Below are 22,305 nucleotides of genomic sequence, written 5' to 3' on the forward strand. Positions count from 1 at the left end.
GAACCGCCAGGATCATCGGCACCGGATCAGCGACCCAGCCGCCGGCGCAGATTGGCCCGCGCAGCCGCATCACAGCGCGCATGGAAGTCATCGCTCAAGAAGATGCGCGGGCGCTTGAGCAGGCCGGCCAGAAAACGCCGGCGGTTGAGCCGGAACAGCACGCTTGGCACATGTCCGCGGTATTCGGCGGCAATGGCACGGTCGTACGCATCGAACACCGCTGCCGGTGCGGCCAGAATCGCCATATCGCAATCCAGAAACAACGCCGCTTCGGCGTCCACGTCCTGCGGCTGCAGTTGCCCATGACGGGCGGTCAGCAGAATCAGGCTCCGCACGCGCTCCACATCCACCTGCGCGTGCGGCCACCAGCGCGGAATGCACTGCGCCGCCCAGTTGGCAGATTCCGCCTCGTTGTCGCTGCGTCCTGGCTGATACACCGCATCGTGAAACAACACCGCCAGCCAGACCTCGGCCGGCTGCTGCCAGCCCGGCCCGGCGGCGACCTCGGCGTAATGCTGCAGCAGCGCGCGCACATGGCCGAAGTGATGGTAGGCGCGCGGTGGCGTGGCATAGGCCTGTTCGAGCGCGGCCAGGTGCTCGGCCTGCAATGGCAGTGGTGTGGTGACGTCCATGCACGCAGGCTACCGCGTGCGCGCCCGCCTGCACATCAGCGCAGCGACCAGCGGCCTTCGATCTGGTAACGCGATTGGCCGAGAAAGCTGCGCACCAGCGCGAACTCGCGCACCGTCCAGGCGAGCGTATCGCAGCGCCGTTGCGGCAACGCCTGATTGCAATACAGCAGCGTCATATGCGGCGTGTACTGCGCATCGCCGGCAATGCCCACATGCGCCAGTTGCCGACCCAGTGCGCCTTGCAATTCATACAAGCCGCGCACTTGCTCTTCGCCGCGCAACACGCACGGCAACTGCGAACGCCGTCCACCGAAGGTACCCACCCGATCGAACACCACGTCGAATGCATCCAGCATCACGCGCTCGGCCGCCTGGCTCGCACGGCTCACCAACGACGGCGGCAAACCGCCTGCGTAATCGCCCAGATGATGCAAGGTCACATGCAGCCGCTCGCGCGCAAGCGGCTTGCCATCGACCTGACCGCTACCAAGCAACCCTTCGGCGATGGTTGCCGCATGCTCGGCAGTGCGCGCATCGGCCATCACCGCAAAAAACAGACGCTCGGTGGTCTTCTCTTCCCCCAGGCCCAGCGACAACTGCGCCTCGGCCGATGACAGGTACAGGAACTGCTGTTTCATGGGGTGAGTCCACGACCGCGCATGCGGGCCTGCCGGAGGAAGGGCGGCGGATACTAGCAGACCGGGCGGGTGTCTGACACACGCAAAAACATGGCTGGCAACGTGGAACGCGCACGGTGGCGTGGAACAGAACACGTGCGCCGTATCTGCATGTGCGCCTGCATGCGCCACACAAAGAGAAACGGGCAGCTTGCGCTACCCGTTTCCGCCTTTATCGGTTTACTCCGCGAGCTGCATCACCTGGATGCGCTGCGGTCACGCACGCAACTTATGCGGCGCTTTTCATCGCGTGCTTGCGGTTACGCATTACGTCGTGACATGCGCGCACTTCCGGCAGCAGGCGCAGTGCGGCGTCGCGTGCAGCGGCCGGAGTATCCTGGTCGGCAATGGTTTCATCGAAGGCCTTCAACAGACGGTCTTCGGACTCTTCCAGCTCGGCCACGTAGCCATACTTGGTGTCGCCCAGCGTTGCACGGACCTTGCCGTAGAACTGCTGCATGCTGCCGACCAGCGTGCCGCTGGTCTTCGGCTCGCCGCCGGCGGCTGCAACAACAGTGCTCAGATTGCTGACGATGTCGGACTTGACGCCAGCGATGCGGCGGAACAGCGTTGCAAGTTCTGCATCGTCGACCTTGGCTGCGGCTTCATCGTAGAAGTCCTTGCCGTCGCGGGAAATGGCGATGAGGTCGTTGAGGCTATGCTCGGTCTTGCTCTGAATGCTCATGTGTCGCTCCTTGTTGCGGTGGGCCAGCGCTGCGTCGTCTAGCAGATGCGGTCGCGCCGGCTTTGGGATGAGGCAATCGATGCGTTGATTGCGCTGCAGTGTTGGTGTGTACGGCCCCATAGTGGCGTCGCGGGCATAATCCGCATGTGAGTTATGTGGGCCGCTTCCTCACGCGGTCATGCAGGCAATGAATAGCGATTCATCCATGCCAACGCGAAGTCAAAACTCACTTGGGTTGCCGGCTTGCCCACATGTTGTCGACCAGATTGGGATACGGCCGCCCTGCTTCTTCCGCACGTTGTTTGGCCGCGGCTTTCTGCGCATCGCTCAGTGGAGTGGAAGCAGATTTACGCTTGGGATTGGGGCGCTTCCACGGCGGTGGAGTGAACTCGGTCATGGCACTGTTCGGTCCGCTTGTGTTCGAGCCTGCAGTCTCGGTGCGATGCCGTGAGTTGGCTGTGGATACCCGATGCGTCTGTGCTGCATCGCGTGACCGATTGCCGTTGAAGCCCCAGAAAAACGAGCTACCGAACGCGGCAATGCGGATCAGCTCGCCACTAACACACGTTGCCGACGCTCCTGCCACACCGCCAGCGCGTACACCAACAAACCGCCCAGCGCGGTTGCCGCACCCACATACCCGGTGGACGTCCAGCCCCAGCCTGCGGTGATCGCCATGCCCCCCAGCCATGGGCCCAAGGCATTGGCGGTATTGAACGCCGCATGGTTGGACGCCGCCGCCAGGGTCTGCGCTTCGGCTGCCACATCCATTAGACGTGTCTGCAATGCAGGCGCCAACGCGCCCATGGTGCCCACGGCCACGATGGAGACGAACACCCACAGGCCCGATTGCGCGGCCAACGGAAACGTCAGCATCACCACCACCGACCACACCAACAGCACCGGCACCGCGCGGAACTGCATGCGATCGAACAACCAGCCGCCCAGGATGCTTCCGAGCACACCGCCAACACCGAACGCCACCATGGCCAACGGAATCCGCGCCGGCTCCACGCCGGTGACCGCAGTCAAGGTCGGCGCCAGATAACTGAAGACGCAGAACATGCCGGAAAAACCCACCGCGCCGATTGCCAATGCCAGCCACACCTGCGGCTGATTGAACGCGCGCAGCTCGCGCAAAGGCTGTTGACGTGGCTCGTCCGGCGCGGGTGGCAAGCGCGCTGCCACTGCGGCAACCGTGCACAGCGCAAGCACCGACACCGCCGCGTACGCCCACCGCCAGCTCACGATCTGGCCCAGCCAGGTCGCCAGCGGATTGCCCACCAGCAAGGCGATGCTCAGGCCCATCAACACGCGGCCCACCGCGGTGGCGCGTTGATGGGGCGGACTGATCGATGCGGCCACCAACGAGGCCACGCCGAAGTAAGCGCCATGCGGCAAACCGGCGATAAAGCGGCACAGCAACATCGTGTGATAGCTCGGCGCCAACGCACTGGCCAGGTTGCCCAACGCGTAAAACACCATCAACAGCAGCAACAAGGTGCGCCGTGGCCAGCGCGCGCCAAGAATCGCCAGCAACGGTGCCCCGACCACCACACCCAACGCATAGGCACTGATGATGTGACCGACCTGCGGCTCGCTGATCTGCAGCCCCTGCGCGATCTGCGTCATCAACCCCATGGTCGAGAATTCGCTGATGCCGATCGCAAAGCCGCCCATTGCCAGCGCAAACAGGATCAGCACGTAATCGCGCCGCGAGACGGGCGGCGGTGAGAGAGCGATATCGGACATGCCCGACTCCAGAATGACGGGGCGGCTTATTATTGTGCAATGCAGCATCGAGCGAAAGGATGCCGCTTGCAGCGATTCAGCGCCAAGCCCCAACACGTCACAGTTCAGCGCCTTCCACTGCAATGAAAGACGCTGTGTCCTATCGGCATCGCTCGAATCCGCTTGGGTCCGCCACCATCGCTAGGGGGCACTCGCGATCGGCGCGGTGTCGCGCCTGGCGCGTGATCAACTTCAACTGGTTGCTGATGTCCAAATCCACTGAATCTCCGTTGTTCTCCCCGGTGCGCCTGGGCGCGCTGGATCTTGCCAACCGCGTGATCATGGCGCCGCTGACGCGCAACCGCGCCGTCGCCGGTCAGGTGCCCTCGCCGCTCGCCGCCGAGTATTACGGCCAGCGTGCCAGCGCCGGATTGATCGTGGCCGAAGGCACCCAGATCAGCCCGCTCGGTCAGGGCTATCTCGACACACCCGGCATCCACAGCAAGAAACAAGTCGAAGGCTGGCGGGCGGTCACCGAGGAAGTGCATCGCCGCGGCGGCAAGATCGTGCTGCAGCTGTGGCACGTGGGCCGCGTGTCGCATACCAGCGTGCTGCCGCCGGGCGAATCGCCGGTTGCGCCCAGCGCCATCCGTGCCGAAGGCAAGACCTTCACCAAGAACGGCTTTGAAGATGTGTCCGAGCCGCGCGCACTGGCGCTGGACGAAATCCCCGCCCTGATCGAGGACTACCGCATCGCCGCGCGCAACGCCATCGATGCGGGCTTTGACGGCGTGGAAGTGCATGCAGCCAACGGCTACCTGCTCGACCAGTTCCTGCGTGACGGCTCCAACAAGCGCACCGACGCGTACGGCGGCGATATCGAAAACCGCACTCGCCTGCTGGCCGAAGTGGTGCAGGCCATTGCCGACGAGATCGGCGCCGAGCGCACCGGTGTGCGCCTGTCGCCGGTCACACCGGTATACGGCATGCACGACTCCGATCCGCAGCCCTTGTTCGAGCGTGCGGTCGAGCGTCTCAACCTGATCGGCGGGCTGGCCTTCGTGCACGTGATCGAAGGTGCAACCGGCGGTCCGCGCGACAACGTGGCCTTCGACTACGCCGCGCTGCGCGCGAAGTTCGACGGTGCCTGGATCGCCAACAACAGCTACGACAAGGCGCTGTCCGAGAAGGCTATCGACAGCGGCTATGCCGATGCGATCGCCTACGGCCGCCCCTACATCGCCAACCCGGATCTGGTGCGTCGCCTGCGCGAAAACGCCCCGCTGGCCGACTTCAACCAGGCCACCATGTACGGCGGCGGTGCCGAAGGCTATATCGACTACCCCGCATTGCCGAACTAAGCCCGGCTGGCACACCGGCTGCGCTCAGCATCAAGCGAGCGCAGTCGATGCTTCAGATCTGCCTGTACATGCGCGCACTGCGGCTCTGAGCACATCGCCCGCCGACTCCTCAGGTGAGCGCAGCGCGGACCTCTGCGCGATTGCCATCGCGATTGGGCGACCATCTTGCGTCTGCAAGTCAATCGTTGACCCAGCGTGCAAGGCCAAACGCATATGCGTTGGTTGCGCAACAGGCTCGTTGAATACCCAACCGCGGACACATCGCGCCCGTCGCAACGCCGGCACCTTCGCATCGCGCACCAACACCAACACCAACCACATGACGCGCACACCCTGCCCCGCTAGGATCGTGCCGACACTGCTTTTTCTGGAATGCCGATGCGGCCCCTGCTCACTTCCGTTCTTTTGTGCACGCTGCTGATCTGCGGGCACGCGATTGCCGTGCCGTTCTGGGGCGCGCGCCAATCCAGCCCCGCCGAAACCGCGCCTGCACAGCTCAAACCGGGCGAATGGATCTGGGGCGGCGTCAGCAAGGGCTGGGGGCCGATGGCGGTGATCGTCAGCCTCACCGAACAACGCGCCTATGCGTATCGCAACGGCATCCTGATCGGCGTTTCCACCATCAGTTCCGGCAAGCCCGGGCACGAGACGCCTACCGGTGTGTTCACCATCCTGCAGAAGGACAAGGACCACCGCTCCAACATCTACAACGCCGCGCCGATGCCGTATCAGCAACGGCTGACCTGGGATGGCGTGGCCCTGCATGCCGGCGGCTTGCCCGGTTATCCGGAATCGCATGGCTGCGTGCACCTGCCATCGGAATTCGCGCGGCTGCTGTTCGACAACTCCAATATGGGCATGGTGGTGGTGGTCGCGCAGGCGGGCGTGGATGCCGACGCAGTGGTGCATCCACGCGCACTCAGCCCGATCGACCCGACCACCGGCGCGCAGCGCGCATTGCTGCCGCTACCCAACGGCCAGGCATTTGCATGGCAACCGGAACTGGCGCCCACCGGCCCGATCTCGATGCTGGTCAGCAGCAGCGACCAGCAACTGGTGGTGTATCGCAATGGTGTGGAAATCGGACGTGCGCAAGTCGCCCTGCATGCGAAACCGAGCGCCGCGCCGCTGGGCACGCAGGCCTTTATCGTCGGCCAGGGGTTTCTGCCCGGCGAACTGCCCGGCCTGCCAGGTCAGCGCATGCCCAACTGGATGCGCATCGGCATCCCCGGCAGCAGCGCTGCGGCAGGACAAGCACTGGACGCCGACACCATCGCGCGGCTGCAGGTTCCGCCGGCATTTCTGGCTGGATTGCTGCCGCTGCTGACGCCTGGCGTGGTGTTGGTGGCCACCGATCAGCGCATTCTTCCCGAGACCACCGGCGGCAAGTTGCAGGTGCTGAATTCGGATCCGCCCGAGGCGCCTTGAGCGCAAGCTGCGCAGCGTTATCGCAGCAGCAAGGTGCAAGGTGCAAGGTGCAAGGTGCGCGTGAGGTTGCGCGCGCACATGGTCGCTGGCGATGTCCCGCGCAGGCCGCCCGCACGGTTTTGTCGAACGCTCGACGCGTCGCACGTTGCGATTGTCAGCGCAGCCTGCTTGGCAGATGATGCAGCCATACCTCATTGCCAAGGATGTGCGTGATGCGTGTACTCACTGCGGTTCTGCTCGGCAGCACGTTTTTCAGTTGCGCGTTATCTACTGCAGCGGCCGAGCCGGTGCGCCCGGCCGCACCAAACGCCGAGTGTCTGGATGCACGCCAGCTGGCCGAGCTACATCAAGTCGATGCACGCACGCTGGCCGTGGCCGAACACGGCGGACGACTGTTCCGCCTCACCCTGGCGCAGGACTGCCCGCAACTTGCCGCGCAAGCGGACGCGAGCCTGCTGGCCGCACATGGTTGGGTCTGCAATGGTGCGCAGGCGTACGTCAGCACCGCCCAGCGACGTTGCGCAATCAGCCAGGTCGCCATGCTCAATGCGCGCGAGTACGCCAGCGCAGCCAGGCAACGCGACCATAGCGGCGTACCGACCCTGGAAGGCATCAGCGTGCGCGAGTCGCGTCGGCGCAATTTCGCCGGCTCATCCAGCTATTGCTTCAATCCCAGCATGCTGCGCTCCTGGTCGGAAGATGGCCAAGGGTTGGTGGTGGAAGTCTCGCCACGTCATCCCGGCACGCACCGCCATTACCGTGTGGAACTGATGGACAGCTGCCGCGAACTCAGCGGCGCGCCGCCGATCCGCTTTGTGTCCGGCATGGGCTTGAATGCCATCTGCGGCAATCCCGGCGACAAGGTCGACGTGCTCGACGAGATGGCGCTTGCCGGCGCGGCTGCCGGATCCGGCCAGCAGAGCGACCTGAGCGCCACACGCGGTGGCCTGGCTGCGCGGATGCGCCAGAGCTGCACGGTTGCAGCGGTCTACCCGCGCGATTGAAAGTGGCGCTTGGTAGGAGCGCGCTTGCGCGCGATAAAGCGTTATCGATAACGCCTCATCGCGCGCAAGCGCGCTCCTACACACTACGTGCGGCATTGCAGCAGCCGCAACCGCCTCACGCCTTGCGCAGAAAACAGGTCTTCAACACCAGGCCCTTGATCTTTTCCGAATTGCCTTCGATGTGCTCGGCATCGTCCTCGACCAGGCGGATATTGCGGATCAGCGTGCCCTGCTTGAGCGGAATCGACGAGCCCTTGACCTTCAGGTCCTTGATCACGCTCACCGTGTCGCCGGCCTGCAGCACATTGCCGTTGCTGTCGCGTACCACCGTCGCAGTCGCGGCGGAGTCGCCCGCACTCCATTCGAAGCCGCAGTCTGCGCAGATCGACAAGGCGCCGTCGACATAGGTGTTGTCCAGGCCACATTGCGGACAGGCGGGAACGGTGGACATGCGATTCCTAAGCTCAAAACGGGCGTGGATTGTAGCGCCCCGGCCGCGCGATCACGTCTCCGGCACGGCGGTGGCGCGATAGTGCGGCGCTTGTCGAATGCCTTGCAGGTCGCGCGTGTCCAATCAATCGGTCTCCAATACGCCCAGCGGCGCGCCCGAATCTGCAGAGCATCGGGCTGCCGAGCCTGGGTCCACCGGACCCGGCGGGGCAAAGGCCAATGCCGCAAAGAAGACCGGCTCGCATCTGGTCGTCTACGTGGCGCTGGCCGGCAATCTGGCGATTGCGATCGCCAAGTTCATCGCTGCCGGCATTTCCGGCAGTTCGGCGATGCTCAGCGAAGGCGTGCATTCGCTGGTAGACACCATCAACGAGGTGCTGCTGCTCTATGGTCTGCGGCGCGCAGCGCAGGCGCCGACGCCCACGCACCCGTTCGGCTACGGACGCGAGCTGTATTTCTGGAGCTTCATCGTCGCGCTACTGGTGTTTGCAATGGGCGCAGGTGTGTCGCTCTACGAAGGCATCGTGCATCTGCGCAATCCCGAGCCGGCCAAGAGCCATCTGATCGCCTACATCGTGCTCGGCGTGTCGATCGTGTTCGAAGGCATTTCCTGGGTGGTGGCCTTGCGCGAGTTCCGCGCGAAGAAGGGCCGCATGGGCTATTTCCAGGCGTTTCGGCAAAGCAAGGATCCCAGCACGTTCACCGTGTTGCTCGAAGACAGCGCCGCATTGATCGGTTTGTTCATGGCCGTGCTGGGGTTGGCCGGCGCGCAACTGCTGGACATGCCCGAACTCGATGGCATCGCCTCGATCGGCATCGCCGGCGTACTGGCGGTCACCGCGTTCTTGCTGGCGCGCGAAACCAAGGGCTTGCTGATCGGCGAGCCCGCACATGCGCACGTCACCGAATCGCTGCTGCGCATTGCCGCCAGCGACCCGGACGTGCGCGCCGCCAACGGCGTATTGACCATGCAGATGGGCCCGAATCAAGTGGTGGCTGCGTTGAGCGCCGAGTTCGAAGACAGCCGCACCACGCCGCAGATCGAAGCCTGCGTCGGGCGCATCGAGGCCGCCGCCAAACGCCAGCACCCCGAGCTCACCGCACTGTTCATCAAGCCGCAAACGCCTGAAACCTGGCATGCACGTCGCTCCGAGATCGAACGCGGCGCACAACCCGACTAGCGCGCAGCACGTGCGTTTGGGTGCACGTTGAAACATGCGAAACACCTGCTGACGTGCGATGCAAAACATCCGCCGCGTAGTTCCAGTACAGTCAGACAGTCGACGCATGACCTGCGGCTGCAGGCATGGCCAACCTGACACCACCACGACCAAGCTGATCCTCGCCCTAACCGCCGGATCGGCTGCGGTTGCATGATCGAAGGCGATTGCCTACGGTGGGCGTGCAGCATCTCTTCGCATCGTGAATCAGCCGATGCATTCCACTCGATCACCGTCATGGAGGTTTCCAATGGAAATCAGCCAGGGTCGCGTTGCGACCATTCACTACACTCTTTCCGACGACACGGGCCAGGTGCTGGACCGCTCCACGCCGGACACGCCGCTGAGCTATCTGCACGGCGCCGGCAATATCGTGCCGGGCCTGGAGCAGGCGCTGGATGGCAAGCGCCTGGGCGAAACGCTCACCGCCGATGTGGCGCCCGAACAAGGCTATGGCCCGCGCCATGCGCAATTGATCCAGCAGGTGCCGCGCGATGCCTTTCCCACCGATATCGAAGTGGTGCCGGGCGTGCAGTTCGAGGCCCGCACCCAGCAAGGACCGGTGCTGGTAACGGTCACCGACGTCGGCCCGGAGCATGTCACCGTCGACGGCAATCACCCGTTGGCTGGGAAGTCCCTGCATTTCGCGGTCGAAGTCATCGAAGTGCGCGAAGCCACCACCGAAGAACTGAACGAAGGTCACGTCGCCAACCTTGCGGCATGAGTCATCGCGCCGTGCGCCTGCGGGTGCACGGCGCTTCGGCTGCTGCGACCTGCGCGCGGACCCTTGCCCACGACGCAAACGGCAGAAGTAGTAAAGTGCGCGGCCCGCTCATAGGCCCGCCTGCATGAAACTCGGCATCGACTTCGGTACCAGCAATTCCGCCGCTGCGGCGATCGTCGATGGCCAGGTGGTGCCGGTGCGGTTCGGGCAGGACCTGCAGTTCCGCACCACGGTGTATTTCCCCGAGACCATGCGCGACCCGGATGATTTCAGCCTCACCCCGGCGCTGGAATACGAGGTGGAACGGCTGATCGACTCGGGCCGCCGCGACGCCGCCGCAGCCGGCCGCACGTCCAGCAACGACAGCCTGCGCCGCGACGCGATCCGCATCGTGCGCCGTCAATGGATGGAAGAGCAGGTGCGCGAACCGCGCAGCTCCGCCGCCCTGCTGCAGAACGCGGTCTATGGCGACGAAGCGCTGGATGCCTACTTTCTGGAAGGCGAAGGCAGCCTGGTGCAGAGCCCCAAGTCGATGCTCGGCTACAACCTGCATCCGCGTGCCCGCCAGACCATCACCGGCATCGCCACGCATGTGCTGGAACACATTCGGCTCACCGCCTCGCGCCAGTTCGATATCAACATCCGCAGCGCCACGTTGGGCCGCCCGGTGCAGTTCCGCAGCTCGATCGGCGAGGCCGGCAATGCGCAGGCACTGGAGATCCTGCAGACCGCCGCAATCGCTGCGGGCTTCGACACAGTGGATTTCCTCGAAGAACCCGCAGCGGCCGCGATGCACTACCACGTCAGCCACGACACCCGGCACGACACCGTGGTGGTGGACATCGGCGGCGGTACCACCGACATCGCGCATGCCAGCGTCGGCGGCAGCGACGCACCGCAGGTGCACCGGGCCTGGGGCATCGCACGCGGCGGTACCGATATCGATCTTGCGCTGAGCCTGGCCGCCTACATGCCGCTGTTCGGCCGCGGCATCACCCGCGTGCCCACCCACCATTACGTGGAAGCGGCGATGGTGCAGGACATGACCCGTCAGCGCGAATTCCGCCTGCACAAGTACCAGGACGTGCCCGCCCCGTTCGACAAGCGTCTGCAGGCGCTGCAGGACACCGGCAACACCGCGCGCCTGTATCGCGGCGTGGAAGCCTGCAAGATCGCGCTCAGCGAGCGCGACCAGCACCAGGCGGCGCTGGACTTCATCGAGCGTGGGCTCGGCGTGGACGTGCAGGCCAGCGCACTGGTGGCGTCCGCTTCCAACTATCTGGGCGAACTGGAAGGCCTGCTCGCGCAGGTGCGTGCCGACCTGGCCGCGCCGCCAGCAACGCTGTTCCTCACCGGCGGCATGTCGCGCGCAGGCTATATCCGTTACACCGTCGCGGCCGCCTTCCCGGAATCGCGCCTGGTGCAGGGCGATCCCTCCTTCGGTGTGGTCCAGGGCCTGGCCTGGGCTGCCGCGCGGTAAGCGGCAGCTAGATGGTCGGTTAGCTGTGCACAGCACGCGTTAACGCAATCCGGCGCAACTTCCCATATAATGCACGGTTGCTGCCGGACGCCCCGCCGTCTTGTCTGCAAGGCACGCTCGCCGTGCCGCCGCGATTGCGCACCGAACGCGATCGCACCTCTCGACATCGCTTCTGCGCGCGCCACCCTAGCCGCACGCGATGTCCTTGCACTTCCCCGCTACAGGAGGCCACATGGCACGTCCCGCGACCAAGCAGAAATCCCAGCCCAGCATCGCTCGCAGCGAAGGCAAGTCGCAGCCGCTCAGTCGTGAGCGTATCGCTGCCGACATCGCCGCGTTCCGCAAGACCGGCGGCAGGATTGAAGTGCTCACCACCAACTTCGGCCCCGCTCGCAACGATGGCGACAAGATCGCCTAAGCGTTGCCCCGAAGTGTTTGCTCAACGTGCCACCGCAAGGTGGCACGCTTGTTTCAGACGTCAGGTTTCAGCCATCAGTTGCTGTAATCGATGCGCACCGAGCCCGAGTGCGATTCAAGTTTGACGTCACCATTGCCCGCCCCCAGCCTGGTTTTCAGGCTCTTGCCCGGGCCGTACTCCGGCCGCTCCACCTGCCCGGCCACCGAGCGGATGTCGCCACTGAACACCTCCACCTGCAGCGCTGCCGAGACATTGCGAGGCACGCCCAGGGTGATCGAGCCGCTGACACTCTCCGCCGCGATACTGCCGCCAGGCGCCAGCCCGGTCACCGTCAGCGCCGTTCCCCCCGACACACTCTCGGCACGCAGCTGCGACACCTGCCCCGCGCCAACCCGGATCTGGCCGGAGACGGACTCGACCGAGATCACCCCGCTGGCGCCCGAGGGCGCATCGATCTGCCCGCTCACCGTGCCCAGCGTCAGCCGCCCGCTGGCCACCGAGCTACGCAGCGAGCCACTGACAGTTTCCAGCTGTGCCTCCTTGGCGCGCCCACCGGCGACCACATCGCCGCTGACCGACTTGAGCTGCAACCGCGCCAGATCGACCTGATCGACGTCGACCGAGGCGCTCACCGCCTCCACGTCCAGCAACGCCGCACGCGGAACCCGCAACTCCAGTTGAGCGCCCTTGCTGTTGCGGCCGTTGCGCGGGTAGATCACCTCGAGCTGCAGCAGGTCCGGGCTTGCGTCGACATCCAGCCGCTGCCCCTCGCCCAAGCTGCCGGTCAGCGCTACCTCGTCGCGATCCCAGCCGCGCACGCGAATCTGCCCGGCAATGTTTTCCACCTCCACGCGCCCGCCGCGCGCCAGCGGATGGGCCTGCTTCAGCGTGGTCTGCGCCGCTGCCGGCGCGGCGCACACCGCAGCCAGCAGCAACAGGGAAAGATGGGCGTAACGCATGGGCATGCTCCTCAGCTAGGGAAAGACGCCTCGCCCTGTGCGGCGAGACGGGTCAATTGCAGCCGCTTCGCATAGGTGCGCTGCAGCTGCGACAACAAAAATGCCGAACCCGGGCTCTGCGCGATCGCGGCGTGGATGGCCTGTGCGCTCTGATCCAGCTCATCCAGCGCCGGACGTAGATCGACCGGTACCTGCTGGACTGGAAATGCCGCAATCGCCTGCTGGTACTGCCCGGCCATCGCCTGTGCCTGCGCCACCAGCGCGGGCTGCACAGGCACGGGCGTGCGTGCCTGCCGATCGAGCCCGGGCACGATGACCACCAACGCCAGCGCAGCGGCGAGTGCCACACCCAATGCAGGCCAGGCCCAGGCGCGATGGCGGCGTGGCGTCAATGCGACCACGTTGGAGTGCGCCGTCAATGCGGGCGCAATGCGCTCCCACACCTGCGCAGGTGGCTGGCGGTGTTGCGGCAATGCCCGCAAACGCGCGCACAACGCAGCGTCATCGGTCTCGCGTGGATCGTGTGAATCATGGTGATCGTGGTTCATACGGTGTCTCCCAGCCGCGCGCGCAGCAAACCGCGCGCGCGATGTAGTTGCGCCTTGGAACTGCCGACCGCCATGTGCAGTTGGTCGGCAATCTCCTGATGTTTCCAGCCCTCGATGTCGTGCAACACCAGCACCGCGCGTGCACGCGGCGGCAATGTTTGCAGCGCGCGCTCCAGATCCATCCGGGTCGATTGGCAATGCGCTGCGCCGGGAATCGCCGCGAGAATCTCGCCGTCGGCATCGTCCACCATGTGATCGCTCGCAGCCGAGCGCGCACGCAACTCCATCAAGGCGGTATTGACCGCCAGGCGATGCAGCCAGGTGCCCAGCGCACTCTGAAAACGGAATTGCGGCAAGGTCTTCCATGCCGCGATGAAGGTTTCCTGCAACACATCGTCGGCGCGCGCCGCATTGCCGCCGCACAGCCGCCAGACCACCGCATACAACCGTGGCGAGTGGCGGCGATAGATGGTCTCGTAGGCAGCGCGATCTCCGCGCGCAGCAGCACGCGCCAAGCCGGCGTCATCGCGGTCGGCGGGGCTGTCGCACTCTGAGGCATCGGTGGGCATGGCGGTGTCGAGCATATCCAGTTCGATGCGCCAGACAGCGCAAAGGTTTAAACCCGGCAAACTCTTTTTCTTTGAGCGCGGCGTAAACCTTTTCGCCTGCCGGCGCATCCAATCCTTTCGATAGCGCACTCCTGCGTCGCATCGCTTGCCTGGGCACGGTCATCGGCCGCTCCAAGCGCAGGCATTCTGATCGGAAGCCCACATGCCGCATGTTCTTGGATTGCTCCTGAGCCTGTGCTCCACCCACTGCCCGGCCCCGCTGCCGATGGATGCGCTGCAGCTCACGCTGACCCCGGCGCACCTGGAGCTGTGCCTGCTGCGTTTACCGCTCAAGCAGGTGTCTTGCGTCGCGATGAGCACACCATGGGAATGGACACTGGTGCGTCACCTGGAACAGCGCTGGCAGCGCTTGGTCGCGCTCTCCGCATCCAGTGCGCGTGTCACGCGCTAGCCACCCGCAACTGCATGCTGTCTTCCCCGAGCGCCCCGTTACAATGGGCATACGCCCAACCTGCATGATGTGATGTCCGCGCCCGATGCGTTGCCCACCATGATCCGTAGCCTGCTGCCGCACTGGAATCCACAGTGGCTGGCTGTCGCAGTGCCAACGGTGCAGATCGTGTTGATCGTCGCCGTTGCCGCGCTGGTACGGCTGCTGCTGCGGCAACTGCTGCGGCGCTTGTGCACGCGCTACAGCCTGCCGGCAGAAATGATGATCGGTATCCGGCGCGTGGGCAGCTTCGTCATCTCGGTCACCGCCGTGCTGACGGTGCTGAACGTGCTTGGCGTCTCCAGCGGCACCTTGTGGACCGCGTTCACCGGGTTCGCGGCGGTCGGTGCGGTGGCGTTTTTCGCGGCATGGAGCGTGCTGTCCAATATCTTCTGCACGTTCCTGATCATCACCACGCGCCCGTTCCGCCTGCACGACCATATCGAATTGCTCGAAGGCGGCGACAAGCCGGGCCTGAAAGGCCGCGTGATCGACATCAACGTGATTTACACGACACTGGAAGAAACCGGCGATCACGCCGGCAGCGTGCTACAGGTCCCCAACAGCCTGTTCTTCCAACGCACCACGCGTCGCTGGCGCGAGACCAGTCACTTCAACACCAACTAAGACACCCACCAGCTGTCAACGCAGCTGGCTGTCCTTGCTGCCGCGGCGGTTGTAGCCGCCCTGCGCCGCTTGCTCGAGATCGTGCGCTTCCTGGCAATTCACGCACAGGTGCACGCCCGGCACTGCTTTGCGGCGCGCTTCGGGAATCGCTGCATCGCACTCTTCGCAATGCGTCAGGCTCGGGCCCTGATGCAGCTGGCTCCGCGCGCGCTTGATCGCATCCTCGACGGTTGCATCGATCTGGTCCTGCACCGCCCCATCACCCGCCCATCCGGTCGCCATGATCGCCTCGGCTTGTTGGCTCAGGAGTGGAATATGGGCATGCCCGCAGGCAAATCCAAGCCGGACGTGCACAGTGCGCTCAAATCGGGTGTTCTAGCATCGGGGTATTCGCACTCTTCGAGGAAGCTGCAATGGAACAACCTGTCCACCCGTTCTCCGAATTATTCGCCCAGTTGGGTCTGCCATCGGACGAAGTCAGCATTCGCGACTTTATCGATGAGCACTCTCCATTGCCGGGCGATGTGCGTCTGGAAGAGGCGCCCTTCTGGACTCCGGCACAGGCACAGTTGCTGCGTGAAGAACGCCTCGACGATGCCGACTGGATCGTGACCATCGATCAACTCAACATCGCCTTGCACACCACCGCCGAAGACACCGGCGTCTGATCTGCGCAAGAGCGCAGCGAAAGCATTGCGGTAGAACTCGCCTGCGGTCTTTTACTTGCGCCGGCCGAATACTTGCCCCGGCCACTTCCATTGATCAGATTGCAGTAACAAAAAAGAGCGGCCAGTGGCCGCTCTTTTGCATTCCGGGTAACGCGGCTGGCGTGCGAAGCGCGCGCCGACGCCAGGCACTCGGACGTCAGGTCACCTTCTTGGCGATCGTCACACCCAGCACGAACAGCACGATGGCGATGATGATGCCGGCCCAGAACAGGAACTTGGCAATGCCCATCGCAGCGCCCGCCATACCGCCAAACCCGAGCGCACCGGCGATCAGTCCGATGATGGCGAAAATAATGGCCCACTTGATCATGTTGTTGTCTCCTCGTCCGGCACGCTGCCGTCTTTTTAGTCGTGTGCCTGCGGCAACACACCGCAAAACATGCGCTGCACGCTACGCATCCAGGTGTGCCGCATTCGTGAATACGCCTGACACACACCGCCACATTCGCGCGCGCAGATTCGCCACTGGCACCTGCATCGGTGATCATGTGCACTTCACAGCACTCGATCGGCATGGACACTCTCCGCTATCTCACCGGTTACCCGCCCGCCGTCCTGGATCAGGTGCGCGAGTTGATCGCGCAGGACAAACTCGCAGCGGTGCTGGCGCGGCGCTACCCGGACCGCCATGAGATCCGCACCGACCGCCATCTGTACGAGTACGTCAAAGCGATGAAGGAGCGCTACATGCGCTCATCGCCCACCTTGCACAAGGCGATGTACGACAACCATCTGCAGGTGGTGAAGCATGCGCTGGGCACGCACACCGCCATCTCGCGCGTACACGGCAGCCGGCTCAAGGCCAGCCGCGAAATCCGCATCGCCTCGTTGTTCCGCGACGCTCCGGAGCCATTTCTGCAGATGATCGTGGCCCACGAGCTGGCGCATCTGAAGGAGGCCGATCACAACAAGGCCTTCTACCAGCTGTGCAACCACATGACGCGTGACTACCACCAACTGGAGTTCGATCTGCGCCTGTATCTGACCCAGCTGGCGCTGTCGGCGAACCGCTGATCGCCGCGATGGAACAGACGCATGCACTCGCCGCCCTGACGCAGGCTGCCAACGGGCAACAACCCGCCGCAATGAATGCCTTGGCACAGGCGCTGGTGCGCGCCGGGCAGACCGAGCAGGCCTTGGTCTGGTACGCGCGCGGCGCAGCCGCCGGCGATCCCACGGCACTGATCGAAGCCGGGCGCATGCTGGCCTACGGTGTCGGTTGCGATGTGGATAGTGCCCAGGCGCGGGCGCACTGGCAGCAGGCCGAGCGCCAGGACTCCGCAGCAGCACGTTATCTGCTGGCAACGCTGGCAGTCACCGACACTCCGTTGGCGCTGGCGCCGCAGGCATACGCGCAACTGCACGCAGCAGCCTCGGCCGACTATCCACTCGCACTCCGCGCACTGGCCATCCAGCACGGCCGCATCGATGACCCGCAACAGCAACGCCGCTGCGTCGCCCTGCTGGAGCGCGCCGCCGCAGGCGGCGATGCGCTGGCGGCCGCACTGCTGGCAGAGCGCCTGCTGCGCGGCGAAGGCGTCCCGCCGCAGCCTGAGGCCGCGGCGCAGCTGTTGCGGCAATTGCAACCGTTGGGCATCGCCGCACTGCCCGATGTGCGGATCTCGCCACCCGATCCCGGTGGCGACCCCGTTGGCGACGAGGACCACATCAGTTTCGCGCCCCAAAGAAACGTGACGACGCGGCGCCACGACGCGCCCATGATCGAGGAAGTCTCCGCTGTACTGTCTGCCGACGAATGCCGCTTGCTGATGCTGCTGGCACGGCCGCATCTGCGTGCTTCGCAGGTGGTGGACCCCAACGATGCGAGCACGCACCGCGCGCCGATCCGCACCAGCCGCGGCGCCACGCTGGATCCGATCCTCGAAGACTTCGCCGCGCGTGCAGCGCAGGCGCGCGTGGCGGCCTGCGCGCAGCTGCCGTTGACCCATGCCGAAGCGCTGTCGGTGCTGTGCTACGCGCCGGGCGAGCACTACCGCGCCCATCGCGACTACCTGCCGCCCGGCACGATCGCCGCAGACTGCCCTGGCGCCGGCAATCGCCTGCGCACCGCATGCGTTTATCTCAACGATGTCGGCGCAGGCGGCGAAACCGAGTTCCCTGTTGCTGGCATCCGTGTACAGCCGCGTGCCGGGTCGGTGGTGTGCTTCGACAACCTGCAGGCCGATGGCCGCCCCGACCCCGATTCGCTGCACGCCGGCCTGCCGGTCACCACGGGCAGCAAATGGCTGGGAACCTTGTGGTTTCGGCAGCAGCGCTATCGGCATTGGTGAACAGATTCATACACAAGCCCCTGCCGACGTGGTTTAAAATGTTGCAGCGCGACGTGATCGGACAGGGTCTGCAGACGTCGCGTTTTTTGTTTCCCATTGCACGGGTCCAGACCCGGCCTCAGGGAAGGCACATCACGCAGCCCCGCGGAGCCTTCGATGCTTTTCGAAACCCTCGATACCACCGGCCACGAGCAGGTGATTTTCTGTCACAACCGCGACGCCGGCCTCAAAGCGATCATCGCCTTGCACAGCACCCGTCTCGGGCCGGCACTGGGCGGCGTGCGCATGCGCCCGTACCCCACTAGCGAAGCGGCACTCGACGACGCGCTGCGGCTCAGCCGCACCATGACCTACAAGAACGCCCTGGCCGGGCTGAATGTCGGCGGCGGCAAGGCGGTGATCATCGGCGACCCCAAGACCGACAAGAGCGAGGCGCTGTTCCGCGCGTTCGGCCGTTTTGTCGACACCCTGGGCGGGCGCTACATCACCTCCGAAGACGTGGGCACCGACGTCAACGACATGGAAAAGATCTACCTGGAGAGCGAGTACGTCACCGGCGTGCATCAGGTGCATCGCGGCTCCGGCGACCCGGCGCCGTTCACCGCCTACGGCGCGCTGCAGGCGCTGATGGCCTCGCTCAATCGCAGGCTTGGCCATGAAGAAGTCGGCAAGTCCAGCATCGCGATCCAGGGCCTGGGCCATATCGGCATGGAGCTGGTCAAGCTGCTCAAGGAACGCGGCGCCAAACTCTATGTGACCGATCTGAACCCGGCGCTGGTGGACCGCGCAGTGGCCGAATACGGCGCCGAAGCGGTGCGTGTGGACGAGATCTACGAAGTGCCGGCCGATGTGTTCGCGCCGTGCGCGCTGGAAGGCGCGATCAACGAACAGACCCTGCCACGGCTCAAGGCCAAGATCATTTGCGGCACTGCCAACAACCAGCTCGCCAGCGCCGCCATCGGGCAAGAGTTGCACAAGCGCGGCATCCTGTACGCACCCGATTATGTGGTGAATGCGGGTGGCGTGATGAATGTGTCGCTGGAGATCGACGGCTACAACCGCGAGCGCGCGATGCGGCTGATCCGCAGCATCTATCACAATTTGGAAAAGGTGTTCGATCTGTCCACGCAACTGGGCGTACCGCCGCAGCAGGCAGCCGACCAGATTGCCGAAACGCGTATCGAGGCCATCAGCAAGCTCAAATTGCCGCTGGGCCGCACCGCACCGCGCTTTTTGCACAAGTTGCGCGGCGAGTGATCCGCATGCCCAGGCAGCAGTGCCTGGGCATGCAAGACGCCGATCAGAAATCGGCGCTGTAACGCAGGCTCAGCGCGCGATCGTCTCCGCGCTCGCCCACCCGCTGGTCGTAACCGAAACGCAGCTGGCTCCGATTGCCGAACGGCGCCGAGGCCGCGATGCCGAACAGGCCACCCGAGCGCGCCGGCTGCATGCCGCGCAACGGCGCCCACGCATCCACACCGATGAAGCTGGCATCCAGCATCAAGCCGTCGCTGCTCAATGCCTGCTGCCATTCGGCATAACCACCCAACTGGATGCCACGCCAGCGATACGCCGAACGCACACCGGCCAGCACCTGGGTGCGTGAGGAGGTGCTGGCATCGGCACGCAAGCCAAAGCCGTCGCCACCACTTTCGCGGAAGCCCTCGCTACGCAGCCGCACGTAATCCAGACCCATATACGGCGTCAGCGATGCGCGTGCACCGCCCCAGCGGTAGCCGGTTTCCAGGTTGCCGCTAAGGTAACTGCCGCTGTAATCGCTGAAGGCGCTGCTGCGCTCTTCACCGAACTGCAGGCTGCGCTCGATCTGCCGATCGACATTGCCGAAACCCAGCTGACCCAGCGTGTACGCCGAGCCCAGCGTGGTGCCCCAGTACAGCTGACCTTGCACCTGACGATCGCGCCCACGCGCACCATCCAGATCGCCCAGGCTGTTGGAGCGCGTTTCGCCGAAAGCAAAACCCGCGACCGCGCCGGAGGCCAGGCGCAGATCATTCCCCATCATCCAGCCGGAGGTGGCGAATCCGGACGTGGTCACCCCACCCTCGCCCGGCCCGCCGAGCGCGCGTTGCCAGACGCCGAGCATGCGCGGCTGCTGCGACAAGCCATCGAAATGCGTGGCCAACGCACGCCGGCCCAGATCGATGGTGTCGAAGGTCATCGCTGCGGAAGCCGCATGCGCACGACCGGACAGACTGCGCAACGAATCGGCTGCTGCCTTGGCGGTGGGCGATTGCTGCAAGGCCGCTGCGGCGCGAATGAAGCCGTTGCTGATCGCGCCGCTGCCTTGCAGTTGTTGCGCATCCACCTGCTGGAACGCCTGCTCGACACGCACTGCCGAATCCATCGATGCAGTACCGATCACGCCCAGCGTTGCCGCAACAGCAGTGACATCCATGCGCCGCAACGTCAGATACGCGCTATTGCTGTCGTAGCTGAGATTGGCATCGAGGAAGGTCACTGCCGGCCCGTTGCTGAGCGAATCGAACCGGCCCTGCAGCCCGTTGGTGGCTTGCAGCAAGGTGTAGGTGTTGTTGTCGATCACGTAATCGCGCCGGCCGAGCACTTGCAGATCGCCCGCGATCGTCGCGGTGCCCGCAACGTTCAAACGATCGCCGACGTTCAAGGCCAGACGGCCATCACCCGCCTGGGTGTAATTGCCGGTGACAGACAGCGCCGCACTGTTGATCTGCAGCGTGCCGGCGTTGTTCACCGTTCCACCGATCCTGCCGGCACCGACCAGCCTGGCGCCATTGGCGATGCCCACGCGCGCACTCTGCAGACTGGCCGTCTGCAAGGTGCCACCGAGCACCTGGGTGTCGCCGGCAAAGGTGTTGGCATCGCTAGTCAATACCAAGGTACCGGTCCCACGCTTGGTCAGGCCACCGCTGCCGCTGATGTCGTTGGCCCAGGTCGAACGCAAGGTATTGACGGTGACATCCACCGTCCCCCAATCGAAACGTGCCGGTCCCAGCACCGCCTTGCCGACATTGAGCAAGCCGTAGCCGAACGTCGGATCGACGCCCGCTGCGCCCAGATCGGTGGCAGTTCCCAGCAACGTCTGGCGCACCAGATCATTGTTGAAATACGGAAACGCCTCCCACACCAGTGCGGCTGCACCGGACACCAGCGGCGCGGCAAACGAGGTGCCGCTGCCATAGAAATAACGGATGTTGCTGGCGGTGGCATCGGGGTCGAGAAACATCGAGGTGCCCGGCGCCACCAGGCAGTAACGCATCGCAACGCCGCAAGCATTGGAGTACGAGGCCAGCTGCGTTGGATTGGCGGTATCCAGCGCAGCGACGACCAACCAGCCGCGTTCCAGATCGGCGGCCGGCAGCGTTCCATTCGGGCCCAACTGACTGGGCAGCGCCGCAGTGTCGGAGGGTTCCGGTCTTGATTCATTCCCCGACGCAAACACCACCAGCCCATCGTTGCCGATGATGAAAGGCCGGTATTCCTGCGCAATCTGATTGGTCACCGCCGGGTCGTTCCAATACAGCCCGCCCCAGGAATTATTCATGATGCGCACACCTGCGCTGATCAGGTCGGCATGCACGCCGGCCAGTCCAAGCGGGCCATCGACCTCGTTGCCTTCGCCGCTACCGTCATCGTCCGGCGCTTCATCGCTGATGATGCGTGCGGACACCAGGCCTGCGCCGCTGGCGATGCCGCCCGGCCACTGCCCCACTGCACGCCCGGCCGCCAGTTGCGCCACCACGGTGCCGTGGCCCACCACATCGCCCGCAGCGACATTGTTGGTGCGCGGATCGACATAGATGAAGCTGTCGCTGACCCGCCCCTGCAAGGCCGGATGATTGGTATTGATGCCGGTATCGATCACGCCGATGCGATACCCCGCACCGGTGAACCCCAACGCCTGCGCGGCACGCGCATTGGTCAGCGTCAGATGCGCGTCGAATGCGGGTTCCGGTGTCGTCGGCGGTGCCACTACCGGCGGTGGCGGTGGCGGCGGTGAGGTTGGCGGCGGCGGCGGCGGCGGTGGCGAGGTCGGTGGCGGTGCAGTCGGTGTGGTCGGACGAATGCCGCCACCACCTCCACCGCCGCCACACGCGGTCAACGCCACAGCCAACGCCGAGGCCAGGACAGTCCTGGCGACGTCTCTCTTCTTCATCTGCGTTGTTCTCCCCGAACCCATTCCATGGATAGGGCCCAATCCGGACCCGAACGACGTCTTTATAACGCATCGTCACGCCACTGTCGCAGCTAACTGCGTAGCGCATGTCGCGGCTGGCGCGAACGGA

At 64.8% G+C, this 22,305-nt stretch carries 25 protein-coding genes; 13 read left to right on the top strand and 12 right to left on the bottom strand.

All coding sequences use genetic code 11. The features are described 5' to 3' along the window. Positions 1–26 precede the first annotated feature (26 nt). From AC1KVG_RS15655 to AC1KVG_RS15675, 5 genes are all read right to left on the bottom strand, one after another. Positions 27–632 (bottom strand): HD domain-containing protein, encoded by a 606-nt coding sequence (locus AC1KVG_RS15655; protein ID WP_481094993.1) that lies wholly within the window; start codon positions 630–632, stop codon positions 27–29. Positions 633–667: 35 nt separating this feature from the next. Then, positions 668–1,270: an RNA 2',3'-cyclic phosphodiesterase gene (gene thpR, locus AC1KVG_RS15660; RefSeq protein WP_481094994.1), complete on the bottom strand. Its 603-nt coding sequence runs from the start codon at positions 1,268–1,270 to the stop codon at positions 668–670. Between the two features lie 268 nt (positions 1,271–1,538). Continuing rightward, on the bottom strand, positions 1,539–1,994 hold the full coding sequence (locus tag AC1KVG_RS15665) for a PA2169 family four-helix-bundle protein (RefSeq protein ID WP_023903298.1): 456 nt from the start codon (positions 1,992–1,994) through the stop codon (positions 1,539–1,541). A gap of 226 nt (positions 1,995–2,220) precedes the next feature. Further along, a complete protein-coding gene (locus AC1KVG_RS15670) occupies positions 2,221–2,391 on the bottom strand; it encodes a hypothetical protein (RefSeq protein ID WP_104549902.1) in 171 nt (56 codons plus the stop codon). Between the two features lie 149 nt (positions 2,392–2,540). Next, positions 2,541–3,746: an MFS transporter gene (locus AC1KVG_RS15675; RefSeq protein WP_481094995.1), complete on the bottom strand. Its 1,206-nt coding sequence runs from the start codon at positions 3,744–3,746 to the stop codon at positions 2,541–2,543. 221 nt (positions 3,747–3,967) lie between these two features. On the opposite strand from AC1KVG_RS15675, the gene AC1KVG_RS15680 reads away from it, so the two are divergent. The 3 genes from AC1KVG_RS15680 to AC1KVG_RS15690 all read left to right on the top strand — a co-directional run bounded on the left by AC1KVG_RS15680 (position 3,968) and on the right by AC1KVG_RS15690 (position 7,518). Next, the gene (locus AC1KVG_RS15680; protein ID WP_481094996.1) at positions 3,968–5,086 is read left to right on the top strand and encodes an alkene reductase; all 1,119 of its coding nucleotides are present in this window, start codon (positions 3,968–3,970) and stop codon (positions 5,084–5,086) included. A gap of 372 nt (positions 5,087–5,458) precedes the next feature. Next, positions 5,459–6,514 carry a L,D-transpeptidase gene (locus AC1KVG_RS15685; RefSeq protein WP_481094997.1) on the top strand — a complete coding sequence of 352 codons (1,056 nt, stop codon included), beginning with the start codon at positions 5,459–5,461 and terminating at the stop codon, positions 6,512–6,514. A 212-nt stretch (positions 6,515–6,726) separates the two neighbouring features. Continuing rightward, positions 6,727–7,518: a hypothetical protein gene (locus tag AC1KVG_RS15690; RefSeq protein ID WP_481094998.1), complete on the top strand. Its 792-nt coding sequence runs from the start codon at positions 6,727–6,729 to the stop codon at positions 7,516–7,518. 115 nt (positions 7,519–7,633) lie between these two features. Here AC1KVG_RS15690 and AC1KVG_RS15695 read toward each other — a convergent pair whose 3' ends face one another. Next, on the bottom strand, positions 7,634–7,969 hold the full coding sequence (locus AC1KVG_RS15695; protein WP_115038409.1) for a zinc ribbon domain-containing protein YjdM: 336 nt from the start codon (positions 7,967–7,969) through the stop codon (positions 7,634–7,636). 115 nt (positions 7,970–8,084) lie between these two features. Between AC1KVG_RS15695 and AC1KVG_RS15700 the strand changes: the two genes are divergently transcribed. The 4 genes from AC1KVG_RS15700 (at position 8,085) to AC1KVG_RS15715 (ending at position 11,810) form a co-directional block, all read left to right on the top strand. After that, positions 8,085–9,149 (top strand): cation diffusion facilitator family transporter, encoded by a 1,065-nt coding sequence (locus tag AC1KVG_RS15700; protein WP_481094999.1) that lies wholly within the window; start codon positions 8,085–8,087, stop codon positions 9,147–9,149. Between the two features lie 289 nt (positions 9,150–9,438). Then, positions 9,439–9,912 (top strand): FKBP-type peptidyl-prolyl cis-trans isomerase, encoded by a 474-nt coding sequence (locus AC1KVG_RS15705; protein ID WP_104549896.1) that lies wholly within the window; start codon positions 9,439–9,441, stop codon positions 9,910–9,912. 124 nt (positions 9,913–10,036) lie between these two features. Continuing rightward, positions 10,037–11,392 (top strand): Hsp70 family protein, encoded by a 1,356-nt coding sequence (locus tag AC1KVG_RS15710; protein ID WP_481095000.1) that lies wholly within the window; start codon positions 10,037–10,039, stop codon positions 11,390–11,392. A gap of 232 nt (positions 11,393–11,624) precedes the next feature. Next, positions 11,625–11,810, top strand: a complete 186-nt coding sequence (locus tag AC1KVG_RS15715; protein ID WP_010366034.1) for a hypothetical protein — start codon at positions 11,625–11,627, stop codon at positions 11,808–11,810. A 74-nt stretch (positions 11,811–11,884) separates the two neighbouring features. Here the strand turns inward: AC1KVG_RS15715 and AC1KVG_RS15720 are convergent, their stop codons facing one another. The 3 genes from AC1KVG_RS15720 to AC1KVG_RS15730 are packed head-to-tail and all read right to left on the bottom strand — an operon-like array spanning position 11,885 to position 13,901. Next, on the bottom strand, positions 11,885–12,769 hold the full coding sequence (locus AC1KVG_RS15720; RefSeq protein ID WP_481095001.1) for a DUF4097 family beta strand repeat-containing protein: 885 nt from the start codon (positions 12,767–12,769) through the stop codon (positions 11,885–11,887). 11 nt (positions 12,770–12,780) lie between these two features. Next, positions 12,781–13,317 carry a hypothetical protein gene (locus tag AC1KVG_RS15725; RefSeq protein WP_481095002.1) on the bottom strand — a complete coding sequence of 179 codons (537 nt, stop codon included), beginning with the start codon at positions 13,315–13,317 and terminating at the stop codon, positions 12,781–12,783. Then, the gene (locus AC1KVG_RS15730) at positions 13,314–13,901 is read right to left on the bottom strand and encodes an RNA polymerase sigma factor (protein WP_481095003.1); all 588 of its coding nucleotides are present in this window, start codon (positions 13,899–13,901) and stop codon (positions 13,314–13,316) included. The genes AC1KVG_RS15725 and AC1KVG_RS15730 overlap by 4 nt, the downstream gene beginning before the upstream one ends. Before the next feature lie 187 nt (positions 13,902–14,088). Here AC1KVG_RS15730 and AC1KVG_RS15735 point away from each other — a divergent pair, with 187 nt between their 5' ends. Further along, complete coding sequence (locus AC1KVG_RS15735) at positions 14,089–14,337, top strand: hypothetical protein (protein WP_481095004.1); 249 nt, start codon at positions 14,089–14,091, stop codon at positions 14,335–14,337. A gap of 72 nt (positions 14,338–14,409) precedes the next feature. Continuing rightward, positions 14,410–15,003: a mechanosensitive ion channel family protein gene (locus AC1KVG_RS15740; protein ID WP_043889057.1), complete on the top strand. Its 594-nt coding sequence runs from the start codon at positions 14,410–14,412 to the stop codon at positions 15,001–15,003. Positions 15,004–15,018: 15 nt separating this feature from the next. Here the strand turns inward: AC1KVG_RS15740 and AC1KVG_RS15745 are convergent, their stop codons facing one another. Continuing rightward, on the bottom strand, positions 15,019–15,285 hold the full coding sequence (locus AC1KVG_RS15745) for a DksA/TraR family C4-type zinc finger protein (protein ID WP_115038393.1): 267 nt from the start codon (positions 15,283–15,285) through the stop codon (positions 15,019–15,021). 131 nt (positions 15,286–15,416) lie between these two features. On the opposite strand from AC1KVG_RS15745, the gene AC1KVG_RS15750 reads away from it, so the two are divergent. Further along, positions 15,417–15,671, top strand: a complete 255-nt coding sequence (locus AC1KVG_RS15750; protein ID WP_006452845.1) for a DUF2789 domain-containing protein — start codon at positions 15,417–15,419, stop codon at positions 15,669–15,671. Between the two features lie 196 nt (positions 15,672–15,867). Here the strand turns inward: AC1KVG_RS15750 and AC1KVG_RS15755 are convergent, their stop codons facing one another. Further along, positions 15,868–16,041: a DUF1328 domain-containing protein gene (locus tag AC1KVG_RS15755; RefSeq protein WP_006452844.1), complete on the bottom strand. Its 174-nt coding sequence runs from the start codon at positions 16,039–16,041 to the stop codon at positions 15,868–15,870. Between the two features lie 176 nt (positions 16,042–16,217). On the opposite strand from AC1KVG_RS15755, the gene AC1KVG_RS15760 reads away from it, so the two are divergent. The 3 genes from AC1KVG_RS15760 to AC1KVG_RS15770 all read left to right on the top strand — a co-directional run bounded on the left by AC1KVG_RS15760 (position 16,218) and on the right by AC1KVG_RS15770 (position 19,279). Then, positions 16,218–16,745, top strand: coding sequence for a YgjP-like metallopeptidase domain-containing protein (locus AC1KVG_RS15760; RefSeq protein WP_074057006.1), 528 nt, complete (start codon positions 16,218–16,220; stop codon positions 16,743–16,745). A gap of 8 nt (positions 16,746–16,753) precedes the next feature. Then, positions 16,754–18,022, top strand: coding sequence for a 2OG-Fe(II) oxygenase (locus AC1KVG_RS15765; protein WP_481095005.1), 1,269 nt, complete (start codon positions 16,754–16,756; stop codon positions 18,020–18,022). 156 nt (positions 18,023–18,178) lie between these two features. After that, complete coding sequence (locus AC1KVG_RS15770) at positions 18,179–19,279, top strand: Glu/Leu/Phe/Val dehydrogenase dimerization domain-containing protein (RefSeq protein WP_023903276.1); 1,101 nt, start codon at positions 18,179–18,181, stop codon at positions 19,277–19,279. Positions 19,280–19,322: 43 nt separating this feature from the next. On the opposite strand, the gene AC1KVG_RS15775 is transcribed toward AC1KVG_RS15770, so the two are convergent. Next, positions 19,323–22,175: a S8 family serine peptidase gene (locus tag AC1KVG_RS15775; protein ID WP_481095006.1), complete on the bottom strand. Its 2,853-nt coding sequence runs from the start codon at positions 22,173–22,175 to the stop codon at positions 19,323–19,325. Positions 22,176–22,305 lie beyond the last annotated feature (130 nt).

This window comes from Xanthomonas sp. NCPPB 3959, from assembly GCF_056675575.1.